Origin of the sequence: Shewanella marinintestina (assembly GCF_023283845.1) — a bacterium.
In the GTDB taxonomy this organism is placed as follows: Bacteria; Pseudomonadota; Gammaproteobacteria; order Enterobacterales; family Shewanellaceae; genus Shewanella; species Shewanella marinintestina.
The window spans coordinates 1-17,931 of record NZ_JAKILC010000020.1; the positions used below are offsets into that span (position 1 = coordinate 1).

Genomic DNA, 17,931 nt, shown 5'->3' on the forward strand with positions numbered 1-17,931 from the left:
CCCTTGCCATTCGCTAGTAGTTAACGTTTAATAACAGCATGTTATTGAACGGTGACCTTCCTACAGAGGACTTTCACCTCATTAGTTCATGCCCATGCTGGGCGTACACAAGTCGTTAAAGCAGGACAAATAACAGTTGGCTTTTGCTCCTGCGTCGCTTATTTTAGCCAACATATTATTTGCCTCTTAACGAGGCGTTATACCCTACAAATGGAGTTCAAATTAACAATGGAAGTTAATGAGCAATACAGTCAGGAAGCAAGAATGCAATTAGACTTTTATTCCTTTATGGCTGTTGCGATATGGGTATGCTTTGGTGTTGCTATTACGTCAACTGTAGCAATGCATTTAGTTGTCACCACAGCGGCAACTTCGGCTGAGGTTGAATCATCAATGTTTCTGTTTTCCTCCGCAGTGTATGGCTTTTTAGGATTTCTTTTTTCACTTTTTGGCTCTGCTGGCATATACCCCTTTTACAAATTTTGGTGTGGTAAAAAAAGAGGCCAGCGTGTTACTGGGCGCTTTGCCTTTATCAATCGCGGTGTATAACAAGCTGCTAAATTCAGATTCACCAAGGCTGTCATGCCATTTGCTGAGCAAATCGCCAGCCAGCAAATGGTTCACTTATTTATTGGCAGGCGTTACCGTATATTCACTTGTCATACTTTCCTTGATAAGAGTCATCACTTTAAGAACGTTGACTCTAACTTATTTCTGTCCAGAAACGAGTTTGAGCTTTAATGTTAATGCTCAAAGCGCGAAGTATCTTTGGGCTATAAACTGCCATGATAAATACTTTCTCCTAGAATGAACTTTCACCTCTCTAAATAGCCAAGAAAGACTTAAAGTCTATTTTGGCTATTTCGCTTAGGTGTCATTTAGCCGGATTTATAGTTAGTCGTTTCCGGTGTACCAGTATTTCAATACGGTTTCTGCGGGTTTGCCACGAATCGATTGTGAAATATTGGGGAAACCCTCGGCACTTGGGACAAGTGTTTCTGATAACCAATAGCCGGTGTGAATATCAACGCTGGAAATTTCAAAACTATCTTGGTCGGCGATAGCCTGCATAATGCCTTCAATACCGATTAATATATAAATGATAAAAATTAATTATCATTTATATAATTATTGATAATTTTAGGTTTTAGTTGGCGGTACCTATAATCTCTTCATCGAAATGAGTAACCCATTAAACAGTAAAGAGTGGAGCAAGATTATGAAGATGAGTCATGTAGGTATTATGGTCGGTGATATGGATAAAGCCGTTGAGTTTTATACTAAAGCACTGGGTCTAAAATTGGTTATGGGGAACACCAAAGTTGTCGAGGAGCGTGAAACGGCTATTGGTAGAATGTGTATTGCGGTTTTTGGTGAAGGCTTTAAAGGTTTTAATATTGCTCACTTAGTAACAACAGATGGCATTGGTGTTGAATTGTTTGAGATGGTCGATCGCCAAGAACGTCATGAAGTGGATTTTTCGCGTATTGGTATTTTTCACTTTTCACTACAGACAGATGATTTTGAAGGCGCCATTAAGCGTACTGAAGAATTTGGCGGTAAGGTTAGAATGGATATCATGCGTTATCATCCAGAGGACGATAGCAAGCAAGCGAAAATGGTTTATTTGGAAGACCCATTCGGTAACTTGTTTGAACTGTACTCTCACACCTACGAAGAAACTTACGCTTCTGACTACGACTAATTAATAGTGCCTTAGTGAGTTTAAAAAGGGTTAGCATGGCTAACCCTTTTATTTATCTATCACTTTGTAGTTAAGTTACGTGACTTATGTCACATTGGTGCGGTTCTTGGAACGCTTTGACAACACATAGTGTAACTAAATTAGATTAACTGCTTTTAATGTTATTTGGCATTTGTATAATCCCGTTCCGGCTAGAGCATCTTGCTCACTGCCAAATTAATGCAAGCCGATACATGGACAAGTGACCAACCCACGGAGCTGGACCGGCAAAAACTTATGTAAGTTTTAGATACTTCTGTCTTGTATCAATGGCCGGATAACTCAAATCGATCGACAAATATCACCTGTGACTTCTTGGGTGGTTTTTGCCGACATTCAATGTCGCTTTTTTCAAAGCGTTTTCTACGCCAGCACTCGATAGAAAGTACCGACAACTTACACTTTTTAGCTCTATTAGGGATAAATGATGTCGTTGTTAATTAGCTTTTTTGGTATAGGTTTCTTAATTCTATGTGGGTGGATTTTTTCTGAGAACCGTAATGCCATTAAGTGGCGCACTGTAGTGGGCGCATTTGCTTTGCAAGCGGTATTAGCCGCATTGGTATTATACGTGCCAATGGGTCAAAACATTTTAGGTGCAGTGAGTCAGGGCGTGGCCTCTGTACTCAGTTTTGCCGACGAGGGAATTAAATTCCTGTTTGGCGATCTTGCAACCAACAGCTTTGTATTTGCTATCCGTGTACTTCCTCTTGTTATTTTTATCAGCGCATTAATTTCTATGCTGTACTACTTCGGCATTATGCAGTGGGTAATTAAAATTATCGGTGGTGGCTTGCAAAAGGTGCTTGGGATCAGCCGCGCTGAATCTTTGGTGACTACTGGTAATATCTTTTTAAGCCAAGGTGAATCACCGCTACTTGTTAAGCCTTTTCTACCAAAAATGACTCGCTCAGAGCTATTTGCGGTAATGACAGGTGGTATGGCGTCGGTTGCGGGTAGCGTACTCGGTGGCTATGCGGGGCTAGGTGTTGAGCTTAAATATCTTATTGCGGCAAGCTTTATGGCAGCGCCTGGTAGCTTGATGATGGCAAAATTATTAGTGCCTGAGACTAGCAATATTGAGCATCAACAAGAAGTCGATATGAGCAAGAGCGAACATGGTAACGTGATTGATGCCCTTGCTTCTGGTGCTATGAATGGCATGCGCGTGGCGGTGGCTATCGGTACCATGTTACTTGCTTTTATCAGTGTCATCGCTATGTTTAATGCTGGTATTGAGCAAGTAGGTAACTGGTTTAATTTTGATGGTGTGACCATGCAAAGCTTACTGGGTTATATCTTTGCTCCTGTTGCATTTTTAATTGGTGTGCCAGTAAGTGAAATGATGATAGCGGGTAGTTTTATTGGCCAAAAACTGATTTTAAATGAATTTGTTGCCTTTATGGATTTCACTGCCGTTAAAGATCAGCTGTCACAGCATTCGCAAGTGATAATTACTTTTGCCTTGTGCGGCTTTGCTAACATCGGCTCTATTGCTATTCAGCTTGGTAGTATCGGGGTTATGGCGCCTGAGCGTCGTAGCGAAGTGGCAAACCTAGGTCTTAAAGCTGTATTAGCTGCAACACTTGCAAACTTGATGAGTGCGGCATTAGCTGGCATTTTTATTAGTTTGTAATTATGCACTGACATATCAATAAAAAGGAGTCCTTTAGGACTCCTTTTTTGTTTTAGCTGCTATGACATCAGTAATGTCTGGTTGATCTTAGTTTAGTGTTGCATGCCAATATCTAGCGGGAACTGCTTAAAGCACTGGTAGATAAGTTAATGCACGCTTATCTCGAGCAATCATAGGGTCAACCACAAGCTCTTTAAATGTCGCGCCATCACGGTTCATCACTGTGCTCATTAAGCTAGGTGAGCTTGCAATAAGCTGTTCGAGCTTTTCGATTTGATCTATCAGTCCTAGTGCTAAGGTGTTTTCTGCCGTAGCTGCATAGTTTTTACCTTGTAGCGATAGCGTTTTCAGCGTACTTACTGCATCGTTCGCAAGATGGATCCCCGCAAATTCACGCCACACTCGAGCTTTTTCTTCACCTCGGTAGTCACTGTCGTGTGACGCTAACACTACCTGTTTAAGCATCATTTGCAGTAGGTTACTTTTGCCCTTCATTTCAAAACTAAATTGTGGGAAACCAAAATAACGTCCTAGAGAAGTTGCATAGTTAGGTAAGGCTTCAATTTGTTGATCAACATAATCTACGTCACTGCTGTAGTACTGTGGATCAACAGCCTTACAAGTATCAGTTAAATAAGGATTGCTCAAATAACCGTTAAGCTCTGCAACCGTGTTGCCCATTGTCATCTGGCATAACATACCTTCAAGTTGGTCGTGTACTTTAGGGTAGTCAGCTAATGCGTAATAGGTACGACCAGTGGTGCTACGTGGTGACTTACGAGTCAACAGTTGACGCATAGCAAGCAGCTTATCTGGCCACATACCTAATACGTCTCGCTCATTTACATAAGGATGATTAGGGCTTGAAGCGGGAGCTTTTAATCCATTAAGTAGGTGCCCATTATTCACACTTACATCGGCATAAACCAAATCTTGGTAATCAGCAATAATGTCAGCTTTAACAAGTAGCTCTTTTAACTTGTCGCGATCTTGGTCGAAGTTAGTGATGATTTTACCAAGTTCAAAACCTTCATCGAGCTTACTGCTATTTAAGCGATAAATACGACTGAGAATATCTTCCAACGAATGTACCTTTGACAACGCTCGGCTGTTATCGCTGTTCATTTTGTAGGTAACATGCAGATAGATATCATTGAGTCCGGCGGCGGTTAAGAAAGTTCCGGCTGCATCTTCAACGGCACGTTGTGATGCACAGAACCAATAATCTTGGTGGCTTGGACAAAAATCAGCGAGATCACTTTGATCAAAGGCAAATAATTCCTCAACTGATGCGGTGTCTTCGACAAACTGACGAATGTCATTGAAGCCACGTAACCTATCTATGGTGTAAGGCAGAATATTGTCTTCAAATAGCGTTTGACGATTATGACGCACATTCATAGTGTCGTAACTGTCATGATATCTATCAATATAATACTGAGCGATATCATCATTATTGGTACCCGCATCGAAGCGGTTACAGTTACTGTTTAATGATACGTGACCATCGGTACAGAAAGCGAAATAACGTAGGTCATTTTCTGCTGCGATATTATGCAGTGCACCATATTGAGTGTCGCCAGTAATGTTGCCTGCGCTTAGCTCCTTTATGCGCAATGCATCTTGCTCTTTGAGTGACACAAGGTTGCCGTCAGTTGTTTCTACCTTACGGGCGTAGCCAAAACGCAGTGCTGCTAAGTCATACTTTTGTAAGGTTGTGGCAAAGCGGTCTGCGTTGTAATCCATCTGGCTTGAAAAGTCAGCTTTAACTGTAAGGTTAGGATAGCCAGCGTCACTAAATGCTTGGCTAAAGTCGGTAACTTCTTGTTCGTTGAAGAAGTTGGCTTGATCTCGGCTGCCGGCAAAATTATGTCTTAGGCCAAAGTTATGCCCCAGCTCATGGGTAAGAGTTCCGGCAAAAGCTTGTGCAGCAAGCTTATTGACTAGGCTTGCTTGAAAGCTAGCAGGCATCTTCTCAATGTCTTTTAGCTTTGAACCTACAATACCATCGATCCAGAATTGGCTATCTTTCCAATCAATTTCGTGACCTTTAATACCTCGGGGGAGTTCACGTAGTGCGCCGCCTGCTAAGCCAAAGGCTTCGTTGACGCTCATTAAGTTGTGCTCGGCCCAAAAATCTTCAGTCTTGTCATGTAAAGTAACTAACTCTTCAAATGGAGTATCGTTAGCATTGTCATTGGACAAATTGGGGATTACAGCCTTTGGTTGAGCTTGGTTTCTTGGCTGTTGTGACATGATGTCAGTGCCACTGGCTTGGTTTGCAATCAGTTGGTTAGCGGCAACTTCACTGGCACGTGATAGTGCGTTTGGTGATGGTGCATAATCCACTCCGGTAAGTGCTTTTACTGAATTAGGATCTAACATGCCGCGGTTATAGTCGAGCTGAACTCGGCGGTAATAACGGGTGGAACCTTGCTCTAAGTTCGCACTGTATTGATCTACGCGTCCACTAACGATCTCACCTGTCAGTGGGTTAGCTGCTGAGGGACCATAACCGGCTAAACCATTGTCTAATGGCTCATCAAACAGAGTAATGTTGCTGTAACGCAAATCACCATGACGGTGTTGATGTGCTTGTTCTAGCTTGATCTTTGGTAGGCCAGTTTTAAACATTTTATTTTGGATATTGATAGCGGTAATACTTTCATTTGCCGCGTCTAAGAAGGGCTTATTCTTGCCCTCAAAGAAGTTATTACTCAGGTAATAAGTGATTGCTTCTTGTTTGGGATTAAAATGATTCAGATATTGGCGAACATAACCGTCTTTACCTGCTGAGTGGTTACCATCGCGATATTGGTGTTGGGTTCTAAAGAAACCAAAGGTACCGTTTTCGTTTTCGCTGTAAGGAACCGTTTCAAAGTCTTTACTGGCGAGTTGGTCAAGGGCAACAATAGAAATATATTCTGTTGTTGTGAATGACAAGTTGTCAAAATTTCCTTTAAAGAACTTCCCAAAACAAGCCGGATTAGCTTGATAGGTATGTTCAATTTCAAAGTTGATCACACCTTTAGCCAGGTCCATCTCGTAGCCTTTCCAGTCACCATCGTGAACTAGTCGAGCAGATTCAGTTTCAGTTGTGCACTGCTTGAAGGTCACTAGGTCGGTGTAGTTTTCTTCAGCAATTTGTGCAGCCTCGTAATGAGGAATGAAATACTTTTTTTGATCCCAAGTAATGTCGCGGTCATTGACCTCTTCTTCCTTATTGGTGCAATCGTTCCAGTTATCCTTTTGACATTGAAAATCAACATAGTCGCCGGGAATCGTCAACACTGGCGCTTTGTTATATTCATTGTCGTAGCGTGAATCATGCTCTAGGCCAATGGTGTCACGGTCAATTTGCCTAAGCTGAATACCGTTTTCTGTCATTCTTAAGGTTACAAGTTTTTCATCACCTTGAGAAAAGCCATGAATAGGCGCTGAATAACGTGGAGCGTCACCTAGGCTGCGAGTGTATAAAAACAGACGTTCAGGCTGTTTAACCGCAAGCTCAGATAAAGAGGTAGATGTGGTTGTTTGCTCAGTGGTGGTTGTGGTGTCTGTTGTTGCATTTTTGAGATCTTGAATCGAGATCATTTTCTCGTCTTTTTTGACCTCTTGATAGGGCTCATCACTACCACAACCACTTAGTGCCAGTGCACTTAATATGGCTAAGGTGATTACTGATTTTTGCATAGGTTCCTCTCTTCTTAATGTAAATTAATGTTGTTTTTATAGGTATTTAGTTATTGATAAATAGAATACTGAACTGCGTTTGTCGTAAAATTCGAACCCCTTTGATGGACCGCGTTCAGGGTCGTAGAAACTGCCGGTGTTGTTATGGCCGATGGCAGCAACCCAATTTTGAGCAAACTCCCAACCAATCTCTTCACTCATGGTGAAACGGTTGTCGTAGCGACTGGTATTAAACTTTTTTGCCATGCCATAAGATCCATTGACATCTAAATACCAGCCATCGATAAATTGCCATGTTGCATCAGCTAGCAAGTCAATTTGGTGTTCAACAAAATGTTCGCCTTGGCGACCTGTCTCGTATTTGTATGCGTTGTACTTAAACCTAGGCGACAAGTAAAAATTCCAGTTTTTACTTGGACGATAGAATAAGTAGCCCGCAATACGGGGGGCTGCTCTAAGTTTGTTTTCTTGACTGGTATGGCTGGTGGGCAGAAATACACCTGCACTACCGATGTAGGACCAGGCATCAATTAGCTTCTTGGAGGGGGGGCGATATTCTAAGAAGGTGTCATAGAAGTAAGATTGATTGTGGTGTAGTTCGACTTCTCCACCACTAGATAAGCGCAGACTGCCCCAGTCATCTCGATAAGCGATACGACCATTGCCACTGAGTGCTTGGTAAGAGCTGGGCTCAGACTGTGCAAATGTATTACTTGCCGCTGTGGCACTGAGATAACCAGACCAATGGGATGAACTCGAATCAATCGCAGCTGCGACGTTTTCGTTGTCAGCCATTACTGGTGCACAGATCAAGCTTGCCAGTGTGATACATGCAATGGGGATCGCGGCCGTTATTCTGTTTTGGGTGCAGCCGCGTGCACTCAAACAGGGTGAGTTTTTAAAAGGCATATTTCCAACCTAATCTTCAGTTTGTTGAATGAAAGATCCCAAGCAAGGCAGCGCATTACTTGAGGAGCTTTGGGTAGATTTATCGTTTTAATGTTGGCAGCGAGTGCCTATAACCCAATAGCAGAGGGATATCGAGTTAAGAGGGAGTTCCTTTTACAGGTTTAATCCAGCTTAAAAGGAAAGATTTGAGTTCAAGGATGCTTTTTGGTGTTTTATACCTGAGGATGGCATAAGAGGGTAACCCTGCGGACAGGAACAATAAGACAAATAGTGTGGCCGATAAGGTGATTGAATTGAAGTTAATATCTTCAACGGTTATCGCAAACGAGTTTAAATATGATGGATCACACTCAGCAACAAAGCGTTCGCATAAGGCGCGGTTGATTAGGCTGTCTTTAAGTTGGATATTATTGGCAAATAATTGACGATCTTGATGAGTTACTGCCAATTCTTGCTGTGTTAGCGTGCTTTCAAACAAGCAGCTGGTGATATGAGCTAGCATGACAATGCAACCCAATATAACGAAGCTTGTAAGTTTTAAAGCCGCTTGTTTCAACATTTATCCACTCAGAAAAGATAATTAATGAATAAAAACAAATGATACAAGTTGATACATATGTTTTTAAAACGAAATCTCAGTCTAAAAAATAAACATTTGTTTATCAATGGCAAATTAACAAAGCAATCAAATGTGAGATCTTGCTCGCACATTTGTGCTGAGTAGGGTACTTTTTTGCAGTATTTGTTACTTTTTATTAACTATTGGCGTGTGAGCATATGGATAAATGGGCATGCATTTTGTTTTTTAAAAGGGAGGTAAAGCTGGAGTTGGGGGAAATGGAATAAGCTGAGAAACGAGAAGCGGATAGACAATGGCTTATCCGCTTGAACGGGTTGCTAAATGCTTAAGGGTAATTTATTTTTTTTCAGCCCTATACTTATCCATAACGTCTTTCGCCACAGCTTGTCCCCATTGCTGGCCTGCCATCATAGACTCTTGCATAATATTCGGTTGTACCCTGATTAGCTTTTTACCTGCTGGAGTGTCATAAAAGGCATTAATTGCTTGGATCTCATCTTCAGTAAGGTACTTCTGGTAGATTGGTACCGTCATTTCTATTAAATCTTCAGGGTTGAAGCCAGCCATATAATCATCCCAAAAGGCCTCTGGCGCATCGGGGATCAGATTTTTAAGTGCGGGCAACATTTGATTCATTGCTTGTACCCCTAGTTCACCAGCACCGGTTTTATTCATGAGTTGCTTAACGCTTTCTGCTGAGGCTTGCTCTGCAAAGGCATTGTTAGAAAAGGCGAGCACGGCTAAAAGAGGGAGTAATGCGAATTTCATAATGAGCATCCTGCTGGTATTGAGAAAGAGTGTAATTTGCCGAACGTGATTGCCGACTGCTTAAGTTGATTTTCTGCTTGTTATCTCAGCCAGCTATAAGCGTAAACTGACTAACAATGCTACCGAGTAAAGTACCGTATTTCAGCGTTAAAGGTAAACTGTTAGCAATTGATTTTGACCAAATATTTGTTTAATCGAATTCGATATATGTAAAGTGTGGGTTGTCGATACATACCTGCATACTGCTAATCTCATCGAGGATTACAAGTGTTGGTATTGCTCCCTCAAGGTTTCCTTGCTGTTGGTTTAGTTTGATACACTCTTGTTTGTATTGGTTTCTTGCGGTATCGAGCGCAATACCTTCGATAGTTTGGTTGTTTTTCAGCGTGAGTTTTATTGGGTATCGGTATAAACAAACAATTTCGATGTAGTCATATTGGTTGCAGCTAATCATATTTCACCTTTGCCCTAGATTGAGTCTATGTTCTGTCAGCAAGATTCATGATGCGGGAGATTAGACATAAATTGAAGCGTTTTGCAGAACAGCTGAAAATAGCGTTTATTAAATACAAACAAGGCCCAAAACTGGACCTTGTTTACAAAGTGATTGATAACACTAAAAGTATTATTTAAAACGATTTTGCAGATAATCAAACACCGCACGAATACCGAATGCTTCACCGCCAACTGGGCGGCCAGGAAGCTTGCGAACGTTGTATGCCATTACGTCAAAGTGACTCCAGCTAATGCCTTTATCAACAAACTCTTCTAAATAAAGTGCTGCTGTAATTGCGCCACCAAATGGGGTTTTAGCACAGTTTGCAAGGTCGGCGATATCACTGCCGGTTAAGTCAAGATAAGGTCTGTGTAGCGGCATGCGCCATACTGGGTCGTCCACTTTTAAACCAGATGCGGTAAAGCCGGCTGCAACTTCTTCATCATTACTGAAAAAGCCCGGTAGTTCGGTACCTAGTGCAATGCGCATGGCCCCGGTAAGAGTGGCAAAGTCGATCATTAATTCTGGTTTATCGTTGTTGGCTTCAGCTAATGCGTCACACAAAACTAAACGGCCTTCAGCGTCAGTATTATCAATTTCAACAGTAATGCCTTTACGTGTAGTAATAACATCGCCCGGTCTAAATGCATTGGCTGACACCGCGTTTTCAACTGCAGGCACTAATACGCGTAATCGTACCGGTAGATTGTGCGACATAATAAGCTGAGCAAGACCGATAACATGGGCTGCGCCGCCCATGTCTTTTTTCATTAAACGCATACCTGAACCCGGTTTAAGGTCTAGTCCGCCTGAGTCAAAACAGACCCCTTTACCTACGAGGGTGAGTTTAGGTGCTGACTCATCGCCCCAAGTTAGGTCGATTAAACGCGGTAGGTTTTCACTGGCACGGCCAACCATATGAATAGTCGGATAGTTTTGTTCGAGAAGTTCATCACCGATGATTTGCTTTATCTCTGCACCAAATTCTGCAGCCATTTCTGTCATGGTGTCACCTAGGTGCTGTGGCATCATGTCAGCTGCAGGAGTGTTGACCAAATCACGCACTAAAGACACTGAACGGATAAACTTATTTGCTTCATCAGCTTGTGCTTGAGTTGGTACAACGAGTTGCGGCAGAGCTTGGTCATTTTTTTTGTAACGGTCAAATTTATATGCACCTAGTCCCCAGCTAAAAGCAGCCGTTTTTACCTGGGCTTCGCCAGCATTAAGTACATATTGGCCAGCGGGTAGTTGGTTGGCTAGTTCACCACAAAGCCAGTATGAATCGTCACTGTTACTGACAAAAATAACCTGCGCTAATTCACCGTCAGCATTAGGAATAAGGCTTAGACCTTGACCTTTAAATTGAGTGCTAGTGAGCCAGTTTTGTGTTTGCGGGGCTTGATCGGCTAGCCATTTTGCAAAAGTATCGCTATTAAAAATAGATAAAGGGGTGCCTGAAGCACCGGAGATAATAAGGTTGCTCATGTAAGGACTCGTATTGTTATTAATAATGAGAATAGCTTGCACAATAGAGTAACAGGCCTTGCGATTATGAGAAAGGTAACAAGGGCTTATTTTGAGCGCTAATGAAGGTTGGTTTTCAGCCTAGAGGTGTTGCTGAGGTAGTGGCAATTTTTAGTCGTGTATGTGTTAATTGGTATTCAAAGTGATGAGCTTTTGAAGAACTTGAAGAACTTGAAGAACTTGAAGAACTTGAAGAACTTGAAGAGGCTAAAGCTGGATAGTTGCTAGTTAAACTTAATTACTCAGAAGTTGACTCTAGTTTCGCTTTTATTGCATCGCGGCGTATATTGGCCTTACGTTCTGACATATTGTTAAACGAGCTAGGAAGTACGTCGACGCCAACTATTTGGCCAAGCTTAACCACTAGCGGAATCGTGATGGGAGCAAAAGGCAGTACGGCAAACATACCGAGGCCTAGACCTTTTAATAGATCGGCAAACTGCTTGTTGGCTTCAGTCAGTTCTTCTTTTGAAGCTTGCCTGCAGGTATAGCGCTTATAGGTGACTAACATATCTTTAGTCTCCTGCTTTTCTTGAGCAAGCGCATCTTTTAGCACTAACATGTCGCGTTTTAAGCGCAGCCAAAATCGGCGTCTTCCGATACGGATCACGCGAACTGGGGCTTTATGTATGTGGCTATAGATTTTCATGGCGGCGATTGTGCCACAGTCGACACATTAAACCTAACCTCAAGCGAGTATAAAAAGGTAATAAAGTGTCAACTGCGGGGTAAAACAGCATTTAGTGGCTTGATTAGCCTGCGCGTAAACTCAGAATTTCGCTAAGCACAATCGGTTCTGGGTAGCGACAAAATGCAGCATCTTTTTGGTCAATGGCGTAAATCGACATGCGGTCTGCCAGTTCATTACCTTCAATCCCGACGTGGGCAGCAACGTGCTGAATACTGAGCCTATCTTTTAATGAGTCATAAAGCTCATGGGATTGCTGAATGATATCTAAGTTTTTGATATCGCCAGCAACCTTACGTTTCCAACCTTTGGTTTTCCAGCCATAAGCCCAGTTAGTGATGCAGTTAATTGAATATTGAGAGTCACTCAAGATCTGCACAGTAAGTCCTTGTTTAAGGGCTTTTTCTGCTAGTAATAAGGCTTGGTGTAAGGCATTTAACTCGGCTGAATTGTTGGTGCCATTAGCGTTATAAAGGCCATAATAAAGCTCGGTTAGTTTAGCGTTTAGATAAACCGCTACACCGGAACCAGCTTTGCCTGGATTCGGCTCGCAGCCGCCATCGGTAAAAATAGACACATCACAGCGATTGAGATCGATATCTAAACTCGCTTTGGCTGCGGTTTTTGCTTTAGCTGGGCCAGAGGTGGTTTTTTTCGCACTATTGCCATAGTTGGTGCCATAGCTTGGCGCTTTGGCAAATGCGGCTTTGGCTTCAGCTTCACTTGGGAAAGACTTATATTTAGCTTGTGGAAACTTATCAACTAGCTTTTTAGTGTAATCCCAACTAGTAAAAATACCGGTTTCACGGCCAGCCCAAACCACATAATATTTTTTAGCCATAAAGCATACATCCTGAATCTTTATAAAGAGGATGATTACAACGTAATGCTGTAATCATTCAATGGTTACTGGTCTTTTTTACAGTGCGCAAGTAAATCGACGAAGAACTGAGAGCCTTTACGCTCGGCAAAAGCTATATTGCGCTCCGGAATGGTCTCTGGCTCATCGTAAGTGGCTAATGCCAACTCCATACTTGCCTCACGAATAATATGCAGCGTTGGGTATGGTGAACGGTTAGTGTAGTTTGCCGCTGAGTCTTGAGCTTCATCTTCAAAACAGTAGTCGGGATGGAAGCTAGCTAACTGATACTCGCCTTCATAACCTTGTTCTATGAGAAGGTCATTAGCAATATCGACTAAATCTAAATAGAGGTAAAAGCCTTCAAAACCGCGCGGTAAAATAAACAAGGTGGTTTCTATGTCTTTATTTTCATCTAAGTAAATACACTCGTCGACCAGAGCTTGCAGTACATCTTGCATACGTGATTCATCAATAACCGCATAGCGAATACTCGCACGCTCGATTTCACGTCGTGCAAAGGGGCAAATGTTATATTTCATAATCACTTGCTTAACCCAGTTTTCGGTTTCTGTTGCGTATGCTTGTAATTCGGGATCGATAACCTGAGTCATTTGGTACTGCCATTGGAGAGTTATGGCCGGATCATAGGCAGGATCGACAACACAAGCAAGAGCGCCATGGTGACATTGAATATTTTCTGTTGTCTTTGGTTCTTTAGTAATCGCTTTAATGCGACGCCAAAGCCTAGCCATACAAAAGCACTGGGCACAGCAATAAAAAAGAACACTAAAGCGATGGTGAACACTTGTGGTGTAAGCGCTTGGCTCATCGTTGTAAAGGTGGCGACAGCGCCAATTCCCATGATCCAAGCCTTAGGGTTTACCCACTGAAATGCAGCCGCTTGTAAAAATGACAGCGGAGCCGCAGTATCTTTACCGTTCATTTTGGCACTGCTGTTAGCTATCAACCAAGCGAGATATAGCATATAGCTAATGCCAACATATTTGATGATGCTATGCAGTAGCGGATAGGTTTGAAATACAGCACTAAGACCTAACCCAATCGCCAGTACCATAGTGGGAAAGCCGATGCAGATCCCTGATAGGTGAGGTAGGCTACGTTTAACACCAAAGTTGACCCCTGATGACATTAACATGATGTTATTGGGCCCAGGTGTGATCCCCGATGAAAAGGCGAATAATGCGATGGTTAAAATCAATTCCATAGTCAAACTCAAAAGTTAGTGCAGCAACAGCATAGTTAGCCATCTTAGATTATCGATGCATAAATAACAGCTAATCTACATCATAATGAGGCATTCTAACGTTATCTATACACGAGGGTAATAGTAATATGGCTGGGCTTCAGCTCTAGCTTGACAAGATAATAAGTCATACCTTTTTGTTATATAAAAAATCATAAAACGGTAGTGGTGATTTTTTACTCGTTTTTGGTGGTTTTTTATTCACGCCCTAGCGGTGATTTTGGTTAAGTAGTGGTAATTTGACGCTTTTATATTATGCCATCAAAAATACTATTCAATAGGGATTTGCACTACTAGAGTATTGGTCTGCAGTATTGTTTTTTCATTCAATTGAATTCTCAGTTTTAATGGGTGCATTTGATTCGAGTCTACTTATGCTGCGGTGTCTCTGCTATTTACCTTTTTACATGCAGCCATCTGTCTTTTCTTAAATTTATATCCCCTCATAAGAGCAGTAAGACCTAAGCATTTAGCGAGGGTTTTCAGTTAACTCGTTTCTTTTTGCCATTTATTTGACCCTTGAATGTTCATTCAACAGTTTGACGCAATTTCTTCTCTGCAGAGAATGGAGGTTAATTTTTGCACTTGATTATGCATATTGTATAAATTATAAATTAAACGTCTTTTGTTAACAAAAGATTAACAATCATAAAAATAATACAATTAAAGACACGGCGTTTAACGCTCATCATCGTCAGTTTATCGCTTCTTGCAGTTAGGTGGTTTTACGACGCAGCCGTGCATAATTTGGAGTCAAACATGTCAACTAAATCATCAGTTTCATTGCTTAAACGCAGCCCGTTTAAGATCCATGCTATCGCTCTGGCTTGCAGCGCTGTTTTATTACCAGGCGCGGCACTTGCAAAAGGGGAAGTTGCTCCAACAGCAAAACAGTCTGCTAAACCTGCACATGGAAAGGCGACAAACAATCGCTTTGAAAAGGGCGCTAATATCCCTGGTCAACAAAAAGGTGCGGATAATAGCCAGCGCCAGCAAGCACCAAAGAGTAAGCCTGCAAAAAAGATTGAAGGGCCAATGGGCGCAATAGGCCCTGCAGCAGAAGCTGAAGCAAATGAGTGTAGTAGTGAACTTGCAAACTTAGGTGGGCAAGCGTTATTTGATTTTGTCAGGCAAGCGGATATTTCGTGTATTTCTGAGCTTTACTCTCGAAACGATGCAGCGTCTGTTGCCGCTTACCAAGTTGAAAATGTTGTTTCTGTAGCTAATCAGGCCAAGAATATTGCAGCAAGTTACGATAGCCGCAGTGGATCTGAAATGCGTAACTTGTTCTATTTTCTACGTGGCGCATTTTACATTGAGTTCTACAACGACGACTTAACTTATAGCGATACTCAAGCAGCAGATGCGCTATATTCAGTTCTGCTTGAATATGCAAAAAATCCTCACTTATTTGATCTAAGCCAAGATGCTGGCGATACCTTGTCTGAGTTTTTTACTTCTTGGTCTAGTGCGGATCATATTTTAGAAAGTGTGCCGGTTATCACCGACTATTTGCAGCGATTTGATGCGAACTTTTTAGCAAGTAACCGCCATCGCGCGGCGTTAACGAGTGCGTTAACCACGCTTTACTATGGAAGTTGGGAAGAAGACTACAACAAGAAAGCCATGGAACATGGCGACTTGATTGATGCACTGCTGAATATTGCGACTAGTGATTACATTATTAATTCAGCTTATCAATATGAATCAACAGACGCTTTTCATGAGTTTGGTCGTTTCTATGAATATCAACAGTACTGGGATCTTCCACAAAGCCTAAAGACACGTTTAAACGATGGCGTGCAGTTATATATGGGCAAGTTTGAGCGTATGTCTGCTGAATGGGCTGATGGTGCAGGCTACCTAGATTACTACAACCCTGGAGAGTGCGAGCAGTTTGGTATTTGTGGCTGGGAAGAAGAGCTTGAGCAAACGGCTTTACCGATTAACTATAACTGTAGCGATACCATCTATATTCGTGCGCAGCAGCTAACGGATAATGAGTTACAAGATTCATGTGATCTCATGGGAGCTGAAGAAACCTTATTTCACAATGTATTGGCAACGGGTTATCAACCGGTAGCTGATGACTTAAATGAAAGTCTAGAAGTGAATATCTTTGATAGTTACGCAGACTATGCGCAATACGCTGGTGTTATTTTTGGGATTAGCACAGACAACGGCGGTATGTACTTAGAAGGCACGCCTTCACAAGAAGGGAACCAAGCAAGATTTATTGCACATGAAGCAACTTGGACTGAAGATATTTTAGTTTGGAACCTCAAGCATGAATATGTGCATTACCTTGATGGTCGTTTTAACCTTTATGGTGCATTTAATTATTTTGATATCGATACGGGCAAGTCGGTGTGGTGGTCTGAAGGTTTAGCTGAATACATTTCTAAGCAAAACCGTAATGATGGCGCTATTGATTTAGGTCGCTCGCAGGCTTATAGCTTAAGCGAGATTTTATCTAACACATATAATAGCGGCTCAGAGAGGGTATATAGCTGGGGTTATTTAGCGGTACGTTTCCTATTTGAAAACCATAGAGACGATGTTGATGCTTTACTGGTTCTAGCTCGTGGTGGTGACGCAGCTGGCTGGTTAGCGTATATCGACAATACAATCGGTCAAAACTATAACAGTGAGTGGAACACTTGGTTGGCTTCAGTGACCAGTAATGATGACACTATAGATACCGGTATTGTTGTGCCTGTCGACTCCGATGGTGATGGTGTTGCTGATAATCAAGATGCATTCCCCAATGATCCTACCGAGACACAAGATAGTGATAACGACGGTGTAGGCGATAACGCTGATGCTTTCCCTAATGATGGCTCTGAAACGGTTGATACTGACGGTGATGGCGTGGGCGACAATGCTGATATCTTCCCTAATGATCCTACGGAATGGGCAGATTCTGATGGTGATGGAATTGGTGATAATGCCGATACCGACGGCCCAATTGATCCGGTTGAAAGCTGCGGTGTGGCAACCATAACTGATGGTAATCTCACTAAAGAGCAAACTGAGTGTGTTGCAGGGCGAGATATTAACTACTTCTATACTTATATTGATGAAGATAATACGCCGCTTTATATATCAACAGCTGGTGGTAGTGGAGATGTTGATGTGTACTTCAATCAAAGTATTTGGGCTAAGCCATCTGCTTATACAGAAAAGGCAGCAACAGCTGGTAATAATGAGCAATTAGCGGTAACGGCAAATCGTGGTTGGGTTTATATCAGTTTAGTGGCGAATGCTGAGTATGAAGGTGTCAGTTTAAATGTGAGTCTAACTGATGGTGGTGATACAGGTACAGACCCTGTAGCGGTTGCCGATGCTTGTGCTACGCAATCACCATACAGCTATGGCGGTGTTGAGTTTGGTGAAGCTGTTTGCATTGCAGATGGTCACTCAAGCTATTACTTCTATGTGCCTACAAACACAGCAGAGGTAACGGTTGCAAGTGGTCACGGTAGTGGTGATGTTAACTTGTACGGTAATAGCCAAACTTGGGCTGGACCTGACTCGTTTGAAGTTAAGTCTGAAAACCAAGGTAATGTTGAAAGCTTAACGATTAATACACCTGCTGAAGGTTGGTATTACATTAGTGCTGATGGCGCACCATCAAGTACTGGTGCGAGTTTAGTGGTGGATATTAAGTAAGTTATTATTGATGTCGGAAAAGTAAAAGCCGGCTCTGATGAGCTGGCTTTTGTTTGGTATCGCGTTAACGAGCATGCTGATTATTAGCCACT

At 42.1% G+C, this 17,931-nt stretch carries 15 protein-coding genes; 4 read left to right on the forward strand and 11 right to left on the reverse strand.

Annotated features, from left to right (window positions below; translation table 11 throughout):
* Positions 1-228: 228 nt before the first annotated feature.
* Entirely contained in the window at positions 229-549 is a 321-nt protein-coding gene (locus tag L2747_RS18045; protein ID WP_249000396.1) for a hypothetical protein, read from the forward strand.
* A 345-nt stretch (positions 550-894) separates the two neighbouring features.
* Here L2747_RS18045 and L2747_RS18050 read toward each other — a convergent pair whose 3' ends face one another.
* Positions 895-1,071, reverse strand: a complete 177-nt coding sequence (locus L2747_RS18050; protein WP_249000397.1) for a hypothetical protein — start codon at positions 1,069-1,071, stop codon at positions 895-897.
* A 148-nt stretch (positions 1,072-1,219) separates the two neighbouring features.
* On the opposite strand from L2747_RS18050, the gene L2747_RS18055 reads away from it, so the two are divergent.
* Both L2747_RS18055 and L2747_RS18060 read left to right on the forward strand, forming a co-directional pair.
* The gene (locus tag L2747_RS18055) at positions 1,220-1,705 is read left to right on the forward strand and encodes a VOC family protein (protein WP_249000398.1); all 486 of its coding nucleotides are present in this window, start codon (positions 1,220-1,222) and stop codon (positions 1,703-1,705) included.
* A 466-nt stretch (positions 1,706-2,171) separates the two neighbouring features.
* Positions 2,172-3,380, forward strand: a complete 1,209-nt coding sequence (locus L2747_RS18060; protein WP_249000399.1) for a NupC/NupG family nucleoside CNT transporter — start codon at positions 2,172-2,174, stop codon at positions 3,378-3,380.
* Between the two features lie 126 nt (positions 3,381-3,506).
* Here L2747_RS18060 and L2747_RS18065 read toward each other — a convergent pair whose 3' ends face one another.
* From L2747_RS18065 to L2747_RS18110, 10 genes are all read right to left on the reverse strand, one after another.
* Complete coding sequence (locus L2747_RS18065; protein WP_249000400.1) at positions 3,507-7,073, reverse strand: zinc-dependent metalloprotease; 3,567 nt, start codon at positions 7,071-7,073, stop codon at positions 3,507-3,509.
* 36 nt (positions 7,074-7,109) lie between these two features.
* Positions 7,110-7,982 carry a hypothetical protein gene (locus L2747_RS18070; protein ID WP_249000401.1) on the reverse strand — a complete coding sequence of 291 codons (873 nt, stop codon included), beginning with the start codon at positions 7,980-7,982 and terminating at the stop codon, positions 7,110-7,112.
* A gap of 136 nt (positions 7,983-8,118) precedes the next feature.
* Complete coding sequence (locus L2747_RS18075; protein ID WP_249000402.1) at positions 8,119-8,484, reverse strand: hypothetical protein; 366 nt, start codon at positions 8,482-8,484, stop codon at positions 8,119-8,121.
* A gap of 414 nt (positions 8,485-8,898) precedes the next feature.
* Positions 8,899-9,330: a DUF2059 domain-containing protein gene (locus tag L2747_RS18080; RefSeq protein WP_249000403.1), complete on the reverse strand. Its 432-nt coding sequence runs from the start codon at positions 9,328-9,330 to the stop codon at positions 8,899-8,901.
* Between the two features lie 190 nt (positions 9,331-9,520).
* Complete coding sequence (locus L2747_RS18085; protein WP_249000404.1) at positions 9,521-9,784, reverse strand: Rho-binding antiterminator; 264 nt, start codon at positions 9,782-9,784, stop codon at positions 9,521-9,523.
* Between the two features lie 171 nt (positions 9,785-9,955).
* Positions 9,956-11,314, reverse strand: a complete 1,359-nt coding sequence (locus L2747_RS18090; protein ID WP_249000405.1) for a leucyl aminopeptidase family protein — start codon at positions 11,312-11,314, stop codon at positions 9,956-9,958.
* Between the two features lie 277 nt (positions 11,315-11,591).
* Positions 11,592-12,002 (reverse strand): hypothetical protein, encoded by a 411-nt coding sequence (locus tag L2747_RS18095; protein ID WP_249000406.1) that lies wholly within the window; start codon positions 12,000-12,002, stop codon positions 11,592-11,594.
* Between the two features lie 103 nt (positions 12,003-12,105).
* The gene (locus L2747_RS18100) at positions 12,106-12,882 is read right to left on the reverse strand and encodes a ribonuclease H family protein (protein ID WP_249000407.1); all 777 of its coding nucleotides are present in this window, start codon (positions 12,880-12,882) and stop codon (positions 12,106-12,108) included.
* 65 nt (positions 12,883-12,947) lie between these two features.
* Positions 12,948-13,514 carry a DUF1415 domain-containing protein gene (locus L2747_RS18105; protein ID WP_249000408.1) on the reverse strand — a complete coding sequence of 189 codons (567 nt, stop codon included), beginning with the start codon at positions 13,512-13,514 and terminating at the stop codon, positions 12,948-12,950.
* A gap of 20 nt (positions 13,515-13,534) precedes the next feature.
* The gene (locus L2747_RS18110) at positions 13,535-14,128 is read right to left on the reverse strand and encodes a LysE family translocator (RefSeq protein ID WP_220783059.1); all 594 of its coding nucleotides are present in this window, start codon (positions 14,126-14,128) and stop codon (positions 13,535-13,537) included.
* Positions 14,129-14,926: 798 nt separating this feature from the next.
* On the opposite strand from L2747_RS18110, the gene L2747_RS18115 reads away from it, so the two are divergent.
* On the forward strand, positions 14,927-17,839 hold the full coding sequence (locus tag L2747_RS18115; RefSeq protein ID WP_249000409.1) for a M9 family metallopeptidase: 2,913 nt from the start codon (positions 14,927-14,929) through the stop codon (positions 17,837-17,839).
* The last annotated feature ends 92 nt before the right edge of the window (positions 17,840-17,931 follow it).